Here is a 17,179-nt window from a genome sequence, read left to right as displayed (position 1 = left end):
CATGGCTCAGCTCGACATGCTTGCCGCCGTCTGCGATGCGCCGGGCGAAGGCGATGTGCTTTCGCTCCGCCAGGTGAAGATCGATGATCCGCATGCGATGGAAGTGCGGGTGAAGATCGAGACCACCGGCATCTGCCGGAGCGATATCCATTATCTGCGCGGTGTGTGGGCACATCCGAAGCCGGTGATCCTGGGACACGAGGCCTGCGGCATCATCGAGTCCGTCGGTCCCGGTGTATCAAAGTCGCGCATCGGTGAGAAAGTGGTGCTCACCTTCACGCCGTCCTGCGGCCAGTGCCGCTTCTGCGTCGCCGGCCGCATGGTGCTGTGCGAGGAAGTGGCGCGCGCCGCGGCGCTTGGCACGATGTGGGACAATACAACGCGCTTCTTCGAGCGCGACGGCAAGCCCATCCATCATCTGAGCCTCGTCTCGTCCTTCTGCGAATATACGATCGTGCCGCATAATGGCGCGATCCGTGTCGAGCCTGAAACCTCGTCCGAAGAGGCCTGCCTTCTGGGCTGCGGCGCGATGGCGGGCATTGGTGCGGCGATCAACACGGCGCGGCTCCGGCCCGGCGACAGCGTCGCCGTGTTCGGCTGCGGCGGCGTTGGCCTCAGCGTCGTCCAGGGCGCCAAGCTCTGCAATGCCTTCCCCATCGTCGCCGTCGATGTCAGGCCCGAGAAGAAAGTGGAGGCGCTGCATTTCGGCGCGACGCATTTCGTCGATGCATCGGAAGGCGATCCGGTGGCGCAGGTGCGCGCCATCACCGGCGACGGCGCCGATTTCACTTTCGAGGCGACCGGCATCACCGAGCAGGCCGAGCTTTGCTATCGGGCCACAAGACGGGCCGGCACCACGGTGCTGATCGGACAGCCGACCGAAAATGCGCTGGCGGGCTTTCCACCTTACTGGATTGCGCAGGACGAGAACCGCGTCATCGGCTCGAGCTATGGCTCGACCCGGCCGATGATCGACTTTCCCAAGGCGCTGCGTTTCGTCAAGCATGGACTGCTCGATCTCAAATCGCTCGTCAGCGAGGTCTGGAGCTTCGAGCGCATCAACGAAGCCATCGCTCTGGTCGAAACGGGGCGCGTCAACCGCGTCGTCCTGCGCTTCGACGGATTTTGACGCATAACATAAAAGGAGGAACAGCATGATCTTGACCACTGTCGACCGCCGGCGCTTCCTCACGGGATCGCTCGCCACCGCCGCCGCCACCCTGGCGGCTCCCGCCGTGCTTCGCGCCCAGGACCGCACATTGCGGATCCTGACCTGGGAAGGTTATGCCGAGCCCGAATGGCTCGACAAGTTCAAGTCGGACACGGGCGCCACAGTAAATGTCGTCTATGCCGGCTCGGCTGATGAGATGTTCGCCAAGATGCAGGGCTCGCAAGGCGCCGACTTCGATCTCGTCTCCTTCGACACCTCGCTTTTCCCGCGTTATGTCGATGCCAAATTGCTGCAGCCCATCGACCCGGCCAAGCTGCCCAATCTGAAGAATCTGGCACCCGAATTCGCCACCGTGAAAGCGGTAATGCAGGGCGAGGAGCGCTATGGCCTGCCCTTTGCCTGGGGCTCGCTGCCGCTCGTTTATGACACCGACGCATTCCCGACGCCGCCCGAGAGTTGGGAAGTCATGTGGGACGAGAAATACGCCCAGCAGATGTTGTGGCAGGACGACGCCAACAACTCGATCACGCTCGGCGCGCTGATCGTCGGCGCCGCCAATCCCTATAAGCTCACCGATGACGACTTCGCCAAGGTGAAGGAGAAGCTGACGGGTCAGAAGAAGTTCCTGCTCAGCTATTATGCCGGCTTCGACGACGGGGTGAATCTCTTCGCCCAGAACGGCATCAAGCTCATGTATTCGATGGGTGAGCCGCAAGTGCCGGCGCTGGTGAAGAAGGGCGTCAAGGCGGCGCTGACCATCCCCAAGGAGAAGGCGGTCGGCTGGCTCGATTGCTGGGAATTGTCGGCCGGCGCGAAGGACAAGGAGCTGGCGCTCGCCTGGATGAATGCCTGTCTCGACGGCGCGGTCGGCAAGGCGCTCACCGAGAAGCACAATTACGGCAATACGACCAATGTCGATGTGAACAAGGCCGCCGGCCTCACTTACGGCGACAAGCTTTCCTGGCTCGAAACCGCCGAGAATTACGAGAAGCGGGTGGCGCTCTGGAATGAGATAAAGGCCGGGTAGACCGGCCTCCCTTTTTACCACGCATGATGGAGTTACCATGACGCTGATGACGGTCTCGCCGCAGCTCACGACCACACCGCCGCGCCTCAAGATCACCGACATAGAATGCCATGTGCTGCTGGCGCCCGATTATGATGTGAGCTTCACCTCATCGGCGCAGGACAGTCTCGTCGTCGTCATCCATACCGACGGCGGCGTGAGCGGCGTGGGGGAATGCGACGCCAATCCGTGGATGGCGAAAGCCTGCATCGAGGCGCCGGGCACCCATACGATGGGCCTCTCCATCAAGGAGATGCTCATCGGCGCCGATCCCTTTGACATCGGCGAGCTGTGGCGCAAGGCCTATATCGGCACGGCGATGAACGGGCGGCGCGGCATGGTCATCCACGCGCTGAGCGCCGTCGAGATGGCGCTGTGGGATCTGTGCGGCAAGGCGGTGGATGAGCCGGTCCATGCACTTCTCGGCGGTGCGACAAGGAAGACGATCACGCCCTATGCCTCATTGCAGCCGGCCGGCCGGCGCTTCGAGGAGTATCGCGACGCCTTGTGTGAATCCGCCTTGCGCGCCAAGAAGCTCGGCTTCAGGGCGATGAAGACCGAGATCACCATGAACGGCCCCTATGCCCATGGCGGCATGCGGGAAAGCTACGACCGCCACACGGAGGTGCTGGCCGCTGTACGCAAGACGATCGGCTATGACGTCACCTTGATGGTCGATGTGCAGTATCTATGGGAAGATGCCGACACCTGTTATTCGGTCGTTAAGGACTGGGGTGAGTTCAAACCCTATTTCCTCGAGACGCCGCTGTGGTCCGACAATGTCAAGGAGATGGCGAAACTGGCCGAGAAGGCGCCGATGCCTTTGGCATTTGGTGAGTGGCTCGCGACGCGCTTCGAATTCGAGGAACTTCTGGATATCGGCAAAGTGCAGGTGGCGCAGCCCGATGTCGGCCGCGTCGGCGGCATCGGCGAGGCGAAGATCGTCTGCGACATGGCGAAAGTACGCGGGCGCACCATCGTGCCGCATTGCTGGAAGACCGGCATATCGATCTCCGCCACGGCGCATCTGGCCTTCGTCACCGATCATTGCGCCTTCATCGAATATCTGCCGCCGCAGCTCTGCCATGAGCGGCTGCGCCGCGAGCTGGCGCAGGAAGAGCTGGTGCTGGCACCGGACGGCACCATCGCGCTGCCGACGAAACCCGGCCTCGGCGTCGAGGTCGATTGGGACGTGGTGAAGCGCTATACTGTCGCCTGAACGGGGGACCGATGGGGCTCGAACTCAGAGACGTCACGAAACGTTACGGGCCGGTCGAGGTTCTGCATCCTCTGTCGCTCGGGGTGGCGAATGGCGAGTTCCTGACGCTGCTCGGGCCCTCGGGCTCCGGCAAGACCACGGTGCTCCGACTGATGGGCGGCTTCACCGAGGCGTCGGGCGGGCAGATCCTGTTCGAGGGGCAGGACATCACCAGGCTCGCCGCCAACCGCCGGCCTTTCAACACGGTTTTCCAGGACTACGCGCTCTTCCCGCATATGACGGTGCTGGAGAATGCCGGTTATGGGCCGCTGGTCCAGCGCCGCAACGGGCCCAAGACAGCGAAACTCATCGACGATACGCTCGATATCGTCGGATTGTCGTCGCTGCGCGATCGCTATCCGGCGCAATTGTCGGGCGGCCAGAAGCAGCGTGTCGCCTTGGCGCGCGCCATCGTCTGCGAGCCCAAGGTGATCCTGCTCGACGAGCCGCTGGCGGCACTCGACGCCACCCTGCGCCGGCAGATGCAACTGTTCCTCAAGCAGATCCAGCGCCGCATCGAGACGACCTTCGTCTTCGTCACCCATGATCAGGACGAGGCGATCACCATGTCGGACCGCATCGTGGTGATGAGCCAGGGCCGCATCGAGCAGGTCGGCTCGCCCAAGGATATCTATTTCAAGCCACGCACGCGTTTCGTGGCGGGCTTCTTCGGCGACAATAATCTGATCCCCGGAGTCCTGGCAGGGCCGGGCAAGCTGCAGACGACGGCCGGCGAGCTTCTCTGCGCCGATACGTCCGAGGTCCGGACGGGGCAGGACGTGCTGCTCTGCATAAGGCCGGAATCGCTGAAGCTCGGGCAGGGACCGGTGACGATCCGGGCGGAGGTGGAAGAAGCCATATTCGGCGGCGCGATGACGAAGCTCATCCTGCATGCCGCGGCCGACCGCTCGGTGAAGCTCGATCTCAGGCTCGCCGGCGGGCAGCGCGCCGAAGCGCCCATTCCGGGTGACCTGGTGAGCCTCACCTATGATCCGGCCGATGCGGTCGTGGTGAGCCGATGATGACGGAGATGCGAAGACGTTGGCTCATCTTTCTCGGCATCGCCGTCGTGCCGGCGCTCCTGATCGTGGCGCCGATCGCGAGCTTTCTCCTCCTGTCGCTGTTCCGGGCCGAGAAAAATGTGATCATCCGCGAGATCACCTTCGGCAATTACAGCAGCTTCTTCGGCAACTGGACCTATTTCGGCACCTTCCTCGGCACTGTGCTGCTCTGTCTCGAAGTCATGGGCGTCGCAGTGCTCATCGGCTATCCGGTCGCCTGGTTCATCTGGCAACAGAAGGGATCGCGCCGTTACCTGCTTCTGCTGCTGGCGGTGATGCCGCTGTTCATGAGTTACATCGTCAAGCTTTATACGCTTCGCTCGATGCTGGGCTTGAACGGACTCGTCAACCAAGCGCTGCTGGGCCTCGGCATCCTCGAAAAGCCGAGCCAGGCCTTCCTGTTCAATCAGCGTGCGGTACTCATCACCATGGTGGTGATCTATCTGCCTTTCGTCGTCCTGCCGATCTTCCTGGCGCTGGAGCGCATCCCGCGCTCGCTGCTGCAGGCGTCGCTCGATCTCGGCGCCGGCAGCTGGGACACATTCCGCCGCATCGTTCTGCCGCTATCCTTGCCGGGCACCATCGCCGGCGCGCTCTTCGCCTTCGTCCTGGCGCTCGGCGATTTCGTGACGCCGCAAATGGTGGGCGGCACCACCGGCTTCACCATCGGGCGGGTCATCTATTCGCAATTCGGGCTTGCTTACAACTGGCCATTCGGCGCGGCCATGGCGACGATCCTGTTCATTACCGCACTCATCGGCATTCTTCTCGCCGGCTATTCGATCAGCCGGCAGCGGGTGTGACGGCGATGCGGTCAGCGGGCGACAGATTGCCTCTATGGATCGCCGGCCTGGTGACCGGCCTGGTTTTCATCCTTCTCTATTTGCCCGTGTTCATCAGCCTGCTGTTCTCGATCGTCGAGATCCGTCAGGGCAAGATCCTGTGGGAGACGCTGAGCTTCAGGCATTATGTGACGCTGTGGTCCAATCCAAGCGTGATGGGCGCCTTCTCCAATACCGCGATCGTCGCCCTGATATCGGTCGCCGTGGCGACTGTGCTGGCGCTGGTGCTGGCGCTTTATACCGAATGGGAAGGCGCCATCGGCCGGCGCATGCTGGAACTCGTCATCTATCTGCCGTTCCTGCTGCCGCCGATCGTGACGGGGCTCGCGCTTCTCGTCGCCTCGGCCGAGCTCGGCCTCAATCGCGGGCTTGCCACCATCGTGCTCGGCCATGCGGTATTCGTGCTGGCCGTCGCCTATCGCCTGGTGCTGACAAGGCTCCAGGCGCTGCCGCATTCGCTCATCGAGGCGTCCTTCGATCTGGGCGCCGGGCGCTTCCAGACCTTGCGTTATGTGCTGCTGCCGCATCTCGCTTCGGCGGTGATGACCGGCGCGGTTCTGGCCTTGACGCTGTCCTTCGATGAAACGCTGATCAGCACTTTCGTGGCGGGCGATCAGATGACCTTGCCACTCAGGCTCTGGGCGATGATGCGGGTGGGCTTCAGCCCTGAAATCAATGCGCTGGTGACTTTGGTTTTGCTGGTCTCCATCATTCTCGCCATAATCGTGGCCTGGCGCATGAAGCCCAGGGGACAGGTGGAAGAGGGGTAGGAAATGGACAGAGGCCGGAGGCTCGAGGATCGTGTGGCGGTGGTGACGGGCGGGGCGCAAGGCATCGGCCTCGGCATCGGCACGCGTCTTGCCGAGGAAGGCGCCATCGTCATCCTGGCCGATATCGCTTTCGACAAGGCGAAGGCGTCTGCCGCGAAACTGGTGGAACAGGGGCATCGGGTCGGCGCCGCCAGGCTCGATATCGCCGATGCGGCCTCCGTCGCCGCCTTGGCGCATCAGGTGGACGAAGCGCATGGGCGCTGCGAAATCCTGGTCAACAATGCGGCCATCGGGGCCGACACCCAGATCGAGACGATGAAATTCGAGGACTATCAGCGGGTGATCGCCATCAACCAGGATGGCGCGGTGCGCATGGCGATGGCTTTCGTGCCGCTCATCAAGAAGGCAGGCGAGGGCCGGCGCATTCTCAATATCGCCTCGATCCTCGGCCTGCGCGGCTGGCCCAACCAGATCGCCTATGCCACAGCCAAGGGCGGCATCGTCAATTTCACCCGGGCGCTCGCCTGCGATCTGGCGCCCCACAATATCATGGTGAATGCCATCGCGCCGGGCTTCGTCGACACGCCGATGTCGATCCGCCCCGACGGGTCACATGAATATGATGCCGACTGGTTCCGTGACATCTATGTAAAACATGGGCGGATTCCGATGCGCCGTTACGGCAAGCCGGCCGATATGGCAGGACCCGCTTTCTTCCTCTGCTCGGATGACGCACAATATGTGACGGGTCAGATCCTGAGCGTCGATGGCGGCGCTTCGGCGACCTTCTAAACCATCGACGGAGAAGCAACGTGGATTTGGATATTGCCGGACGCAATGCGGTCGTGTGCGCCTCGAGCCGGGGGCTTGGCAAGGCCTGCGCCGTCGAGCTCGCCAAAGCGGGCTGCACGGTGGTGATCAATGGTCGCGACAAGACGGCGCTCGAGGAAACCGCCCGGGAGATTGCCGGCGAGACGGGCGCCACCGTGATACCGGTCGTCGCCGATGTGGCGACAGCCGACGGCCAAAGCCGGATTCTGGCCGAGGTGCCCTATGTCGACATATTGGTGAACAATAATGGCGGTCCACCCTACCGCGATTTCCGCCAGGTCGACCGCGAGGCGCAACTCCAAGGCCTCGTTAACAACATGGTGAGCCCGATCGAGCTCGTTCAGGCGGTGATCGACGGCATGGTGGCGCGCCGTTTCGGGCGCATCGTCAATATCACCTCGGGTTCGGTGAAGATGCCGCTGGCGGGGCTCGACCTGTCGAGCGGGGCGCGGCTCGGCCTCACCGGCTTCCTCGCCGGCGTGGCGCGCTCGGTGGCGCATGCCAATGTCACCATCAATTTCCTGCTGCCGGGCTCCTTCGAGACACGCCGTCTGACCGACGGGCTCAACATGGCCGCCTTGAAGCAAGGTGTCGGCGTCGATGCGTTGCGTGCCGAGGAAGAGAAGGCCATTCCGGCGAAACGCTTCGGCAGCCCGGAAGAATTCGGCAAGGCCTGCGCCTTTTTGTGCTCGGCCCATGCCGGCTACATTACGGGCCAGAATCTGCTGATCGATGGCGGCGCCTATCCGGGCGTGCTGTGAGGAGGACGGGATGAGTATCGCAGCCCTGAAGCCCGGCAATGTCGCGGTCATCACCGGTGGCGCGTCGGGGATCGGCCTCGCCGCGGCGCGGAAGTTTCTGGCGCTTGGCCTGAAGGTCTGCATCGTCGACCGGGATGCCGAGCGGCTGATGCAGGCGGCGAGCGATCTCGGTGACGTCCAGGACTGTCTGATCGCGCCTTGCGATGTCGGCATTCCTGAGGAATTGCGGAATGTCGAGCAGACGGTGCGCGAGCATTTCGGCCGGATCGATGTGGTGATGAACAATGCCGGCATTCAGCCGGGCAGCCAGATCTTCGGCGCGTGGGAGAATTGGGACCAGGTCCTGACCGTCAATCTCCTAGGTGTCATTCACGGCACGCAGATCTTCGCGCCCAATATGCTGGCGCAAGGCACGCCGGGCCTCATCATCAACACCGGCTCGAAACAGGGCATTACGACGCCGCCGGGTGATCCCGCCTATAATGTCGCGAAAGCCGGCGTAAAGGTCTTCACCGAGGCGCTGCAGCATGAATTGCGGTCGCGGAAGGATTGCCAGGTGACGGCGCATCTCCTCATTCCGGGCTTCGTCTTCACCGGCCTCACCGCCAAGGGGCGGGCGGACAAGCCGGAAGGCGCCTGGACGCCCGAGCAGACGGTGGATTTCATGATCGAACGGCTGGGGCAGGGCGACTTCTACATCCTCTGTCCCGACAATGAGGTGGCGCGCGGCCTCGATGAGAAGCGGATCGCGTGGGCGGCGCAGGACATCATCGAGAACCGGCCGCCGCTGTCGCGCTGGCATCCCGATTACGGCGAGCGCTTCGCGACTTTTGTGAGGAGTTAGTGCATCATGAGTTTTCCCGACTCATCACCCTCACCCTGAGGTGCCCGCCGAAGGCGGGCCTCGAAGGGTCTGCTTCACCATCGTCGCTCTATCCTGATGGATGCTTCGAGGCTCGCTGTGCTCGCACCTCAGCATGAGGGGTGTTGGGAAGTGAGCGTTCCAATTCTTATCGCGTCTTAGCTGGTCAGAAGCCGGCCGAGCTGGGGCGGCCAGGTCACCCACACGTCGCTGTCGGTCGATATCGGCGATTCAGCGCCTGAGATCTGCCGCGAAATGGCGAGAGGTTTCGCCATTCCGTCGATTTGCGTCAGAAACTGGCGACGGTCACCCAGATAGGTCTGAGCGATGACCCGGCCTTTGACGGCATTGAGACCCGGGGCTGGTTTGTCGGCGGAGAGCGCCAGCTTCTCGGGCCGTATCGCGAGATGGACCGCGTTGCCGGCACCGATAGGCGCCACATGCGGCACGGTGAACGTGCCGGCGGCCGTAGCGATCGTGACGTTGCCTTGCGCGACGGCGGCGACCTTGCCTTCGAACAGATTCATGTTGCCGATGAACTCGGCCACTTCGCGGCAATTCGGATTTTCATAGAGATCATCGGAGCGGGCGATCTGCAGCACCTTGCCCGACGACATGACGGCAATACGGTCCGACAGAGTCAAAGCCTCTTCCTGGTCATGCGTCACGAAGACAAAGGTGATGCCGACATTGCGCTGCAATTGGCGCAGCTCCAGCTGCATCTCCTCGCGCAGCTTCTTGTCGAGCGCCCCGAGTGGTTCGTCGAGGAGCAGCACTTTCGGCCGGCAGACGAGCGCGCGGGCCAGCGCCACGCGCTGGCGCTGGCCGCCGGACAGCTGATGCGCGCCGCGTTTGCCATAGCCCGAAAGCTTCACGAGATCGAGCGCCGCGACGACCCTGGACCGCGTCTCGTCCTTGCCGAGCTTGCGGTTCCTGAGGCCGTAACCGACATTCTCCTCGACATTCAGATGCGGGAAAATGGCGTAGCTCTGGAACACCATGTTGGTCGGGCGTTTATTGGCTGGCACGCCCGCCATCGGCTGGCTGTCGATGAGGATTTCACCGCGGCTCGGCTGCTCGAAACCCGCCAGCATACGCAGCAGCGTGGTCTTGCCGCAGCCCGACGGGCCCAGGAGAGAGAAGAATTCACCCCGTATGATGCCGAAGGAGACGCCATCGACGGCTGCCACCGGGCCGAAGAGCTTGCTGACATCCCTGATCTCGATCACCGCATCGGTGTGTTCGGCCATCAGACCTCTCCCGGAGAGTTGGATTGCACGCCGCGCCGGCGTAGGATCTCGGCGAGGATGACGATGAGCGTAGAGAACATCAGGATGGTGGTGCCGAGCGCCAGCATGCCCGGCAATTTATTGGGGAAGCGCAACTGGCCGAACAGATAGACCGGCAAGGTCGTCTCGGTGCCCGACAGGAAGAAGGCGAGCACGAATTCGTCGAAGGAGGTGACGAAGCAGAGCAGCAGGCTCGACACGATGCCCGACATGGCGAGCGGCAAGGTCACCCGCAGGAAGGTCATCCAGGCGCCTTCGCCGAGATCGCGCGAGGCCTCCTCGAGACTCTTGTCGAAACCTTCGAGCCTGGACATCAGCACCGTCATGGCGAAGGGGATCGAAATGAAGACATGGCTCGCGCCGATGGTCCACAAAGTGAGCTCGAGGTCGAGGAACCGCAGGATGATGATGAGCAGCGCCACGCCGAAAATGATCGACGGTACGACGAGGGGAGCCGACATGGCGGTCATGATGAGGCCTGAGCCGCGCAGCTTGTAACGGGTGAGCGCGATGGCGGCCGGCACGCTGACGGCGGTGGCGATGATCGACGAGGCGCTGGCAACGATCAGGCTGTTGCGCAAAGCCTTGAGCAGTCCGGTGTTGTTCGCCATCTCCGCATAATGCCGAAGCGTGAAACCCTTGAGCGGGAAGGTGGCGAAGATGCTGTCATTGACGGAGAAGAGCGGCGCCAGGAGGATCGGGCCATAAAGGAACAGCATGAAGAGGACGGCGTAGATGTAGAAGGGGCGCGACGACGATCTCATGCGGTCACCGGGCCCTGGATCGCAAGCGGCGGAAGCCGATGAGCCAGAGGAACAAGGTCACGATCGCAGCGATCGTCACCATCATGGTGATGGATACCGCGGCCCCCAAGGGCGCGTTGTTCTGCTTGAGGAACAATTCCTGAATGAGATTGCCGATCATGGTGCCGCTGGGGCCGCCGACAAGGGTCGGCGTCACATAATCGCCGACCGTCGGGATGAAGACGAGGAGGGCGGCGCCGATGGTGCCGGGCGCCGAAAGCGGCAGCGTGACCTGCAGGAAACGCCGGAGCCGGCTGTCGCCGAGATCGGTGGCGGCCTCCAGATAGGAGCGGTCGATCTTGTCGAGCGAGACAAAGATCGGAAGGACGGCGAAGGCAACCCAGGCATGGATGAGGGTGATCATCACCGCGAGCGGATTATAGAGAAGGAAGGACAAGGGTTCGGTGAGGATGCCCAGGGATTTCAGCCCCGAATTGATGGCGCCGTTGAAGCCGAGCATGATCTTCCAGGCAAAGACGCGCAGGAGATAACTCGTCCAGAAGGGAATGGTCAGGAGGACGAGCCACAGGGCCTTCTGACCACGGACATGGAAGGCCAGGAAATAGGCCATGGGATAGGCCAAGGCGATGACGGCAAGGGTGATCGCCAGTGACATGGCGAGCGACTTGATCAGCAGGATCGCCGGCACCGGATAGGTGAGCGGGAAGGGGATGCCCATCCAGTAAGTGGGCTCGGACGACGGCTCGACGAGGGCGAAATAATTGGCGAGGGTGAAGCTGCGGTCGAGCTCGAAGCCCTGCTGGGTCCAGAAGCTCAAGGCCACCATGGCGAGGAGCGGCGTCACCATCATGACCGCCATGATGATGATCGCCGGTGAAAGCAGGCCGTAGCCTGCGAGCCAGTCGGGCCGCCGCTGGATCATGGGGCGAATGCCCCGCTTACTGCTTGAGAGCTTTCAAATCGCCCCAGGCCTTGTTCCACTCGGTCTGGACCGCGTCGCTGACCTGGATCAGAAGCGTGCCCTGCTTCATATGCTCGGCCGGATCGGTGATGCCCATATCGGTGATGGCTTGCTTGTCGGAAATTTCGAAGGACTTCATATTGGCATGGCCGTAGCCCGAGCCTTCGATCAGCTGCTTGCCGGTGTCGGGCGAGAGCCAGGCATCGATGAAGTCATAGGCAAGAGCCGGGTCGGCCTTGCCGGTATTGAGCATGGTCAGGCCGCAGAACCAGGTGAAATAGCCTTCCTTCGGCTTGGCATAGGCGACCGGTATGTTTTCGCGTTTCAGATTGCGATAGACGTCGTTCCAGGCATAGGCGGCGACGACTTCGCCCGAGGCCAAGGCCTGCTGCAGTTCGGACGGATCGTTCCACAGGAAGCGGGAGTTCTTCACGACTTTGGTGCCCCACTCCTTGGCCGCCGCGGCGAGTTTCTCGCCGGTGGCGACAGCGGCCGTCTCATATTTCTCGCCGCCGACCATCATGCCGATCGTGATGGCGATCTCATTGTCGAGCATGCACACCTTGCCGGCATATTTGTCATCATAGAAGATGCTCCAGCTCTCGTTCTTGGCGTATTCCGGATCGACGAGGTCGGTGCGGTAGGCGATGCTCGAATTGCCCCAGTCGGCCGGCGCCATGACGACCTTGCCGTCCATGACGACGCCGCTTGCCATCTGCAAAGCGGGAAAGACATCCTTCCAGTTCGACAGCTTCGTGGTGTCGATCTCGGCTGCAACCTTGGCGTTGACGAAGCGGTTCACCGAATAATTGCAGGGATGCATGACATCGGCCTTGAAGCCGGCGAGGACCTTGGCGAGCGCGTCCTCCTCGCCCGAGAAGATCGAGAAGTTCGGCGCGCCGCCGTGTTTGGCCGTGTAGCTCTTGAAATAATCGGGCGAGTCGTAGCCGGCCCATTCGAGGCAGGTCAGCACTTCGGCGGCCTGCGGCAGCCGGGGCAGGACGAGGAGCCCGACGCCGAAAGCGCCCGCCTGGCGCAGCATGGTGCGCCGGTCGATCCGGCCCGAAGCCATTCTGTCGATGAATTTGATGCGCTGCATGATGTTTCCTTCTCCCTGTTGTTGCCATCCGGGTCGTTAGGCGCCCGGTGTCTTGTCGCTTTTGCGGTATACTAATTACACATAATGAGCCGGCACGAATGCCGAAAATTCATATGGACTGTTCCTTCCGGTCATGACCCCCGTTGGTCGGAACGGCTTGACAAGGTTCGTCCGATGCTTCCTGCTGATCGTTCGCAATGGGGGACATGATGGAAAAACGGCCGCCGATCCTGCAGGATTTTCTCGATCAGCTCTACGATGCGCTGCAGAGCAGTCCGGGACTTCCGGAGGCTGGCCGCTGCATTGACAGGGTCTTCACGGCGCTCGTCGACTATCGGGGGCCTGGGCAAAACACGCCGGGGCGCCTGCCGGCTTGCGCCCATCTGGCCCCGGCGCTCGACAATGCACGACTTTCGCATAGAGCGTTGGCGGACAGCTTCGCCGCTTTGGAGCCCCATCTCACCTGGACGAAACGGGCGCAGTCCCATCCGACCGCCAGTGCAAATTTCGTGGACGGGCATGCCAATGCGCTGATCGTCGGCCCCGGCGCGTATGAAGGGCGGGATGATGTCTGGGTGGGGGTGAGCCTGCTCGCGCCACATGTGCGTTATCCCGATCACAACCATGGCCCGGAAGAAACCTATCTCGCTCTCTCGGAGGGCAAGTTCCAGCATGGCGAGGAGGACTGGTACGCGCCGGGCATCGGCGGCAAGTTCTACAACACGCCCAATATCCGTCACGCGATGGCGTCGGGCGACAAGCCGTTCTTCGCCATCTGGTGTTTGCCGGTGGGCGAAAGACCACCCGTCACGCTACCGAAATTCAAGCAATTCGATAATGTGAGGTACCGCGGACCGACGTGGCTTAGTTACGACCTGCGAGCAGGAGATGGTGGCGCTATCCTGGAAGTGTACGGAGACGGCTACTACGAAGTGCAGTTCGATTACCCCGGTGGGCTGACGAACAAGACCGTGGACGCATTCCCGGAAGAGCAATTGGAGAAATTGAGCGGGTAGCTTCGGCCAATTTTCGGAGCGCAATTTTTTGCAGGAATACCGACTACTTGCAGAAGGCGACGATGTTTCTATCGATGGGGACAAGATAGAGGGATTGTGCCTTTACGGTCAGAAGCTCGATCGGGGCGGCGTCCGTCGAGGTGTTCCGGCAATTCGAGACGAGCACGGCTTTTTCGATGATCGCGGCAATCTCCTGGCGCTGCTGAATCCTGCCGTCATTGACGCCGGCTGCATGAAACACCGCGCGCGCTTGCATATAGACGATCACCGGCATGGCGATCGCGATCGCGATCAGCAGAAAGATGCAGGCCAGCGCGTTGCGCGACCATTTATGCATGCCGAGGCCTCCTTTGGTGAAAAGGTAGCAACACGCAACTGGAGATCGCCCCGGATTTCCAACTATTCTCCATCACCCTGCGTAATGCAATCGGGTTAAATCGGCTTGTTCATTTCATCGTCTTGGCAGAGGCTGAAAGGGCACGTTACACTCCGGTAATCGAGTGGAAAAAAGCAACGTCGGGAGGAGTACGGAACATGGACCTCGGGTTGAAAGGCTTGAATGCTCTGGTGACGGGCGGGACCAAGGGCATCGGGCGGCGCGCCGCCGATATCTTCGCAGGCGAGGGGGCCAATGTCGCGATCTGCGCGCGCAACAAGGGCGAAGTGGATGAAGCGGTCATCGCGCTGGGCAAGACCGGGGTGAAGAGCTTCGGCCAGGCGGTCGATGTCGGCGACAAGGCGCAGCTCGAAGGCTGGATCGGAGCCAGCGCCAGGGCGCTGGGCGGTATCGACATACTGGTCGCCAATGTCTCAGCACTCGCCGTCGATCAGAGCGAGGAGGCCTGGCAGAAGCAGTTCCAGGTCGACATGCTGCATACGGTGCGCGCCGTCAATGCGGCGCTGCCTCATCTCGAGAAATCCAAGGCGCCGGCGGTCGTCATCGTCTCGTCGGTGTCGGGCCGCGAGGTCGATTTCACCGGTCCCGCTTATGGCGCCTTCAAGGCAGCGCTCATCCATTATGCTCAGCGCATGGCCTTCGAGCTCGCGCCCAAGATGATCCGGGTCAATGCCGTCTCACCCGGCAACACCTATTTTGCCGGCGGGGTGTGGGAGCATATCGAGAAGAACATCCCGGATCTCTTCGAGAAGGCCCTGGCGCTCAACCCGACCGGGCGCATGGCGACACCAGAAGAGATCGGCCGCGGCATCGTCTTCCTGGCGAGCCCGGCTTCGAGCTTCACCACCGGCACCAATCTGGTGATCGACGGCGCGCTGACGCGGGGTGTGCAGTTCTGAAGCAGATTCCCTCACCCTGAGGCGCCGGGCATAGCCCGGCCTCGAAGGGTTGTCTCAGCAGGCTCGCTTTGTCCTGATGGATGCTTCGAGGGCCGCTACGCGGCCACCTCAGCATGAGGATTACACCTAATGCGTAGCCCGATTTTATGGAAAACTTATGCGGCAGCCCCGGTTCCCGCATTGAAACTTGATGCCTAAAGCGCGACCTCCTGGCCCGGAACAGGAGGCAATTATGCTGGATATCGTTTATTTGGGCCTGGGCGCGGCCATCTTCGCCCTGATGGCGGCTTATGTCCGCCTGTGCGACCGGATCTAGAGGGCCAACCATGTCGGAAGCCTTCATCGGATTGCTCGTCGCGGCAGGCCTCGTCGCCTATCTCGTCTACGCTCTCGTCCATCCCGAAAAATTCTAAGATCAATATCAGGTGATGCCATGACCCTTGCAGGCTGGCTGCAAATCATTCTCGTTTTCGCGATCGTCATCGCCGCGGCCTGGCCGCTCGGCCTCTATATGGCCAGGCTCTTCGGCCGGCCTGAGCTGCTGCCTGCCGAAGGCGGCCTCTATCGCCTCGCCGGCATCGATCCCCAGCGCGAGCAGAGCTGGATGTCTTACGCGCTGGCGATGCTGCTCTTCAACTTCATCGGATTCGTCGTGCTCTATCTCCTGCAGCGCCTGCAGTTCTATCTGCCGCTCGACCCGCAGGGCTTTTCCGGCACCAGCGAACATCTCGCCTTCAACACCGCCTGGAGCTTCGTCGCCAACACCAATTGGCAATCCTATGGTGGCGAGACGACGATGAGCCATTTCACCCAGATGGCCGGCCTCACCGTACAGAACTTCCTCTCGGCGGCCACCGGCATTGCGCTCGCTGTCGCGGTCACACGCGCCTTCGCACGCACCGAAGCGAAGACGATCGGCAATTTCTGGGTCGATATGACCCGCGCCACGCTTTATGTGCTGCTGCCGCTGGCCGTGATCGTCGCTCTGGGCTTCATGGTCCTTGGCGTGCCGCAGACGCTGCAGGGCTCGGTCGAGGCGACGACTCTCGAAGGGGCTAAGCAGGTCATCGCGCTCGGCCCGGTGGCGAGCCAGGAAGCCATCAAACAGCTCGGCACCAATGGCGGCGGCTTCTTCAACGCCAATTCCGCGCATCCCTTCGAAGGCCCCAATGAATGGGCCAATTATCTCTCGATCTTCGCCATGCTGGTCGTCTCGGCCGCCATGCCGGTCATGTTCGGCCGCATGGTGGGCGACATGCGCCAGGGCAGGGCGCTGCTCATCGTCATGATGGTGATGCTCATCGCCGGCGTCGCCGCCATCTATTGGTCGGAGGCGAGCGGCAATCCGCTGTTGAGCCAGCTCGGCATCGACAGCCCCGCCAACTACGAAGGCAAGGAAGTGCGCTTCGGCCTCGCCATGTCGGCGCTCTTCGCCGCCGTCACGACCGGGCTTTCCTGCGGCGCCGTCAACGCCATGCATGCTTCGCTCACCCCGCTCGGCGGCTTGGTGCCAATGTTCCTGATGCAGCTCGGCGAGATCCTGCCCGGCGGCGTCGGCTCCGGCCTCTATGGCATGATCGTGATGGCGCTGCTCAGCGTGTTCATCGCCGGCCTCATGGTGGGCCGCACGCCGGACTATCTCGGCAAGAAGATCGAGGCCAAGGAAATGAAGCTGGCGGTGCTCGCCATCCTCGTTCTGCCTATGGTCATCCTCGGCTTCACCGCCATCTCGGCGATGCTGCCGATGGCGCAGGCGAGCCTCGCCAATAGCGGCCCGCACGGCCTGTCGGAGATCCTCTATGCGTACTCCTCGGCCGCCGGCAATAATGGCTCGGCTTTCGCCGGCCTCAACGCCAACACGCCGTGGTTCAACACCACGCTCGGCATCGCCATGGCTATGGGCCGCTTCGCCTATGTCATCCCGGTGATGGCGATCGCGGGTTCGCTCGCGGCCAAGAAGCGCATCCCGCAGACGCAGGGCAGCTTCCCCACCCATGGGCCGCTGTTCATCGGGCTGCTGATCGGCGTGATCATCATCCTCGGCGGCCTGCAATATTTCCCGGCTCTCGCTCTGGGCCCGATCGTCGAGCATTTCGCCATGCTCGCCGGCCAGAGCTTCTAATTGGAGTGAC

Annotated in this window: 17 protein-coding genes and 1 pseudogene; 13 read left to right on the top strand and 5 right to left on the bottom strand. The window is 62.2% G+C overall.

Going from position 1 to position 17,179, the window contains the following annotated elements; all coding sequences use genetic code 11:
- Position 1: 1 nt before the first annotated feature.
- Genes JHL16_RS12720 through JHL16_RS12680 form a run of 9 tightly spaced genes read left to right on the top strand, consistent with a single transcriptional unit; the run spans position 2 to position 8,604 of the window.
- Positions 2-1,129: a zinc-binding dehydrogenase gene (locus tag JHL16_RS12720; protein WP_200185215.1), complete on the top strand. Its 1,128-nt coding sequence runs from the start codon at positions 2-4 to the stop codon at positions 1,127-1,129.
- 25 nt (positions 1,130-1,154) lie between these two features.
- Positions 1,155-2,198, top strand: a complete 1,044-nt coding sequence (locus JHL16_RS12715) for an ABC transporter substrate-binding protein (RefSeq protein WP_200185214.1) — start codon at positions 1,155-1,157, stop codon at positions 2,196-2,198.
- Between the two features lie 37 nt (positions 2,199-2,235).
- Entirely contained in the window at positions 2,236-3,456 is a 1,221-nt protein-coding gene (locus JHL16_RS12710) for a mandelate racemase/muconate lactonizing enzyme family protein (protein WP_200185213.1), read from the top strand.
- A gap of 11 nt (positions 3,457-3,467) precedes the next feature.
- Positions 3,468-4,517 (top strand): ABC transporter ATP-binding protein, encoded by a 1,050-nt coding sequence (locus tag JHL16_RS12705; protein ID WP_200185212.1) that lies wholly within the window; start codon positions 3,468-3,470, stop codon positions 4,515-4,517.
- 8 nt (positions 4,518-4,525) lie between these two features.
- A complete protein-coding gene (locus JHL16_RS12700; protein WP_200185211.1) occupies positions 4,526-5,359 on the top strand; it encodes an ABC transporter permease in 834 nt (277 codons plus the stop codon).
- Positions 5,360-5,364: 5 nt separating this feature from the next.
- Positions 5,365-6,168 (top strand): ABC transporter permease, encoded by an 804-nt coding sequence (locus JHL16_RS12695; protein ID WP_200185210.1) that lies wholly within the window; start codon positions 5,365-5,367, stop codon positions 6,166-6,168.
- A 3-nt stretch (positions 6,169-6,171) separates the two neighbouring features.
- Positions 6,172-6,960 carry an SDR family NAD(P)-dependent oxidoreductase gene (locus JHL16_RS12690; RefSeq protein ID WP_200185209.1) on the top strand — a complete coding sequence of 263 codons (789 nt, stop codon included), beginning with the start codon at positions 6,172-6,174 and terminating at the stop codon, positions 6,958-6,960.
- A 20-nt stretch (positions 6,961-6,980) separates the two neighbouring features.
- The gene (locus JHL16_RS12685; RefSeq protein WP_200185208.1) at positions 6,981-7,760 is read left to right on the top strand and encodes an SDR family oxidoreductase; all 780 of its coding nucleotides are present in this window, start codon (positions 6,981-6,983) and stop codon (positions 7,758-7,760) included.
- A 10-nt stretch (positions 7,761-7,770) separates the two neighbouring features.
- The gene (locus JHL16_RS12680) at positions 7,771-8,604 is read left to right on the top strand and encodes an SDR family NAD(P)-dependent oxidoreductase (RefSeq protein WP_200185207.1); all 834 of its coding nucleotides are present in this window, start codon (positions 7,771-7,773) and stop codon (positions 8,602-8,604) included.
- A 176-nt stretch (positions 8,605-8,780) separates the two neighbouring features.
- Here JHL16_RS12680 and JHL16_RS12675 read toward each other — a convergent pair whose 3' ends face one another.
- From JHL16_RS12675 to JHL16_RS12660, 4 genes are read right to left on the bottom strand one after another with little or no spacing between them, the layout of a single operon-like run.
- Positions 8,781-9,872 (bottom strand): ABC transporter ATP-binding protein, encoded by a 1,092-nt coding sequence (locus JHL16_RS12675; RefSeq protein ID WP_200185206.1) that lies wholly within the window; start codon positions 9,870-9,872, stop codon positions 8,781-8,783.
- Positions 9,872-10,675 (bottom strand): ABC transporter permease, encoded by an 804-nt coding sequence (locus JHL16_RS12670; RefSeq protein ID WP_200185205.1) that lies wholly within the window; start codon positions 10,673-10,675, stop codon positions 9,872-9,874. Before JHL16_RS12670 ends, JHL16_RS12675 begins: the two co-directional genes overlap by 1 nt.
- A gap of 4 nt (positions 10,676-10,679) precedes the next feature.
- A complete protein-coding gene (locus tag JHL16_RS12665) occupies positions 10,680-11,597 on the bottom strand; it encodes an ABC transporter permease (RefSeq protein WP_200185204.1) in 918 nt (305 codons plus the stop codon).
- Positions 11,598-11,613: 16 nt separating this feature from the next.
- Entirely contained in the window at positions 11,614-12,735 is a 1,122-nt protein-coding gene (locus JHL16_RS12660; protein WP_200185203.1) for an ABC transporter substrate-binding protein, read from the bottom strand.
- Between the two features lie 209 nt (positions 12,736-12,944).
- Here JHL16_RS12660 and JHL16_RS12655 point away from each other — a divergent pair.
- Positions 12,945-13,541: pseudogene (locus JHL16_RS12655) on the top strand (dimethylsulfonioproprionate lyase family protein); the annotation flags it as partial.
- A gap of 253 nt (positions 13,542-13,794) precedes the next feature.
- On the opposite strand, the gene JHL16_RS12650 reads toward JHL16_RS12655, so the two are convergent.
- Positions 13,795-14,088 (bottom strand): hypothetical protein, encoded by a 294-nt coding sequence (locus JHL16_RS12650; protein ID WP_200185201.1) that lies wholly within the window; start codon positions 14,086-14,088, stop codon positions 13,795-13,797.
- Positions 14,089-14,285: 197 nt separating this feature from the next.
- On the opposite strand from JHL16_RS12650, the gene JHL16_RS12645 reads away from it, so the two are divergent.
- The 3 genes from JHL16_RS12645 to kdpA all read left to right on the top strand — a co-directional run bounded on the left by JHL16_RS12645 (position 14,286) and on the right by kdpA (position 17,169).
- On the top strand, positions 14,286-15,047 hold the full coding sequence (locus JHL16_RS12645; protein ID WP_200185200.1) for an SDR family NAD(P)-dependent oxidoreductase: 762 nt from the start codon (positions 14,286-14,288) through the stop codon (positions 15,045-15,047).
- 290 nt (positions 15,048-15,337) lie between these two features.
- Complete coding sequence (kdpF, locus tag JHL16_RS12640) at positions 15,338-15,460, top strand: K(+)-transporting ATPase subunit F (protein ID WP_200185199.1); 123 nt, start codon at positions 15,338-15,340, stop codon at positions 15,458-15,460.
- A gap of 20 nt (positions 15,461-15,480) precedes the next feature.
- Complete coding sequence (gene kdpA / locus JHL16_RS12635; protein WP_200185198.1) at positions 15,481-17,169, top strand: potassium-transporting ATPase subunit KdpA; 1,689 nt, start codon at positions 15,481-15,483, stop codon at positions 17,167-17,169.
- The last annotated feature ends 10 nt before the right edge of the window (positions 17,170-17,179 follow it).

The organism is Taklimakanibacter albus (genome assembly GCF_016595235.1).
GTDB lineage: Bacteria > Pseudomonadota > Alphaproteobacteria > Rhizobiales > Aestuariivirgaceae > Taklimakanibacter > Taklimakanibacter albus.
The sequence above is the reverse complement of the archived record's forward strand: the minus strand, read 5'-3'. Positions and strand labels throughout refer to the sequence as shown.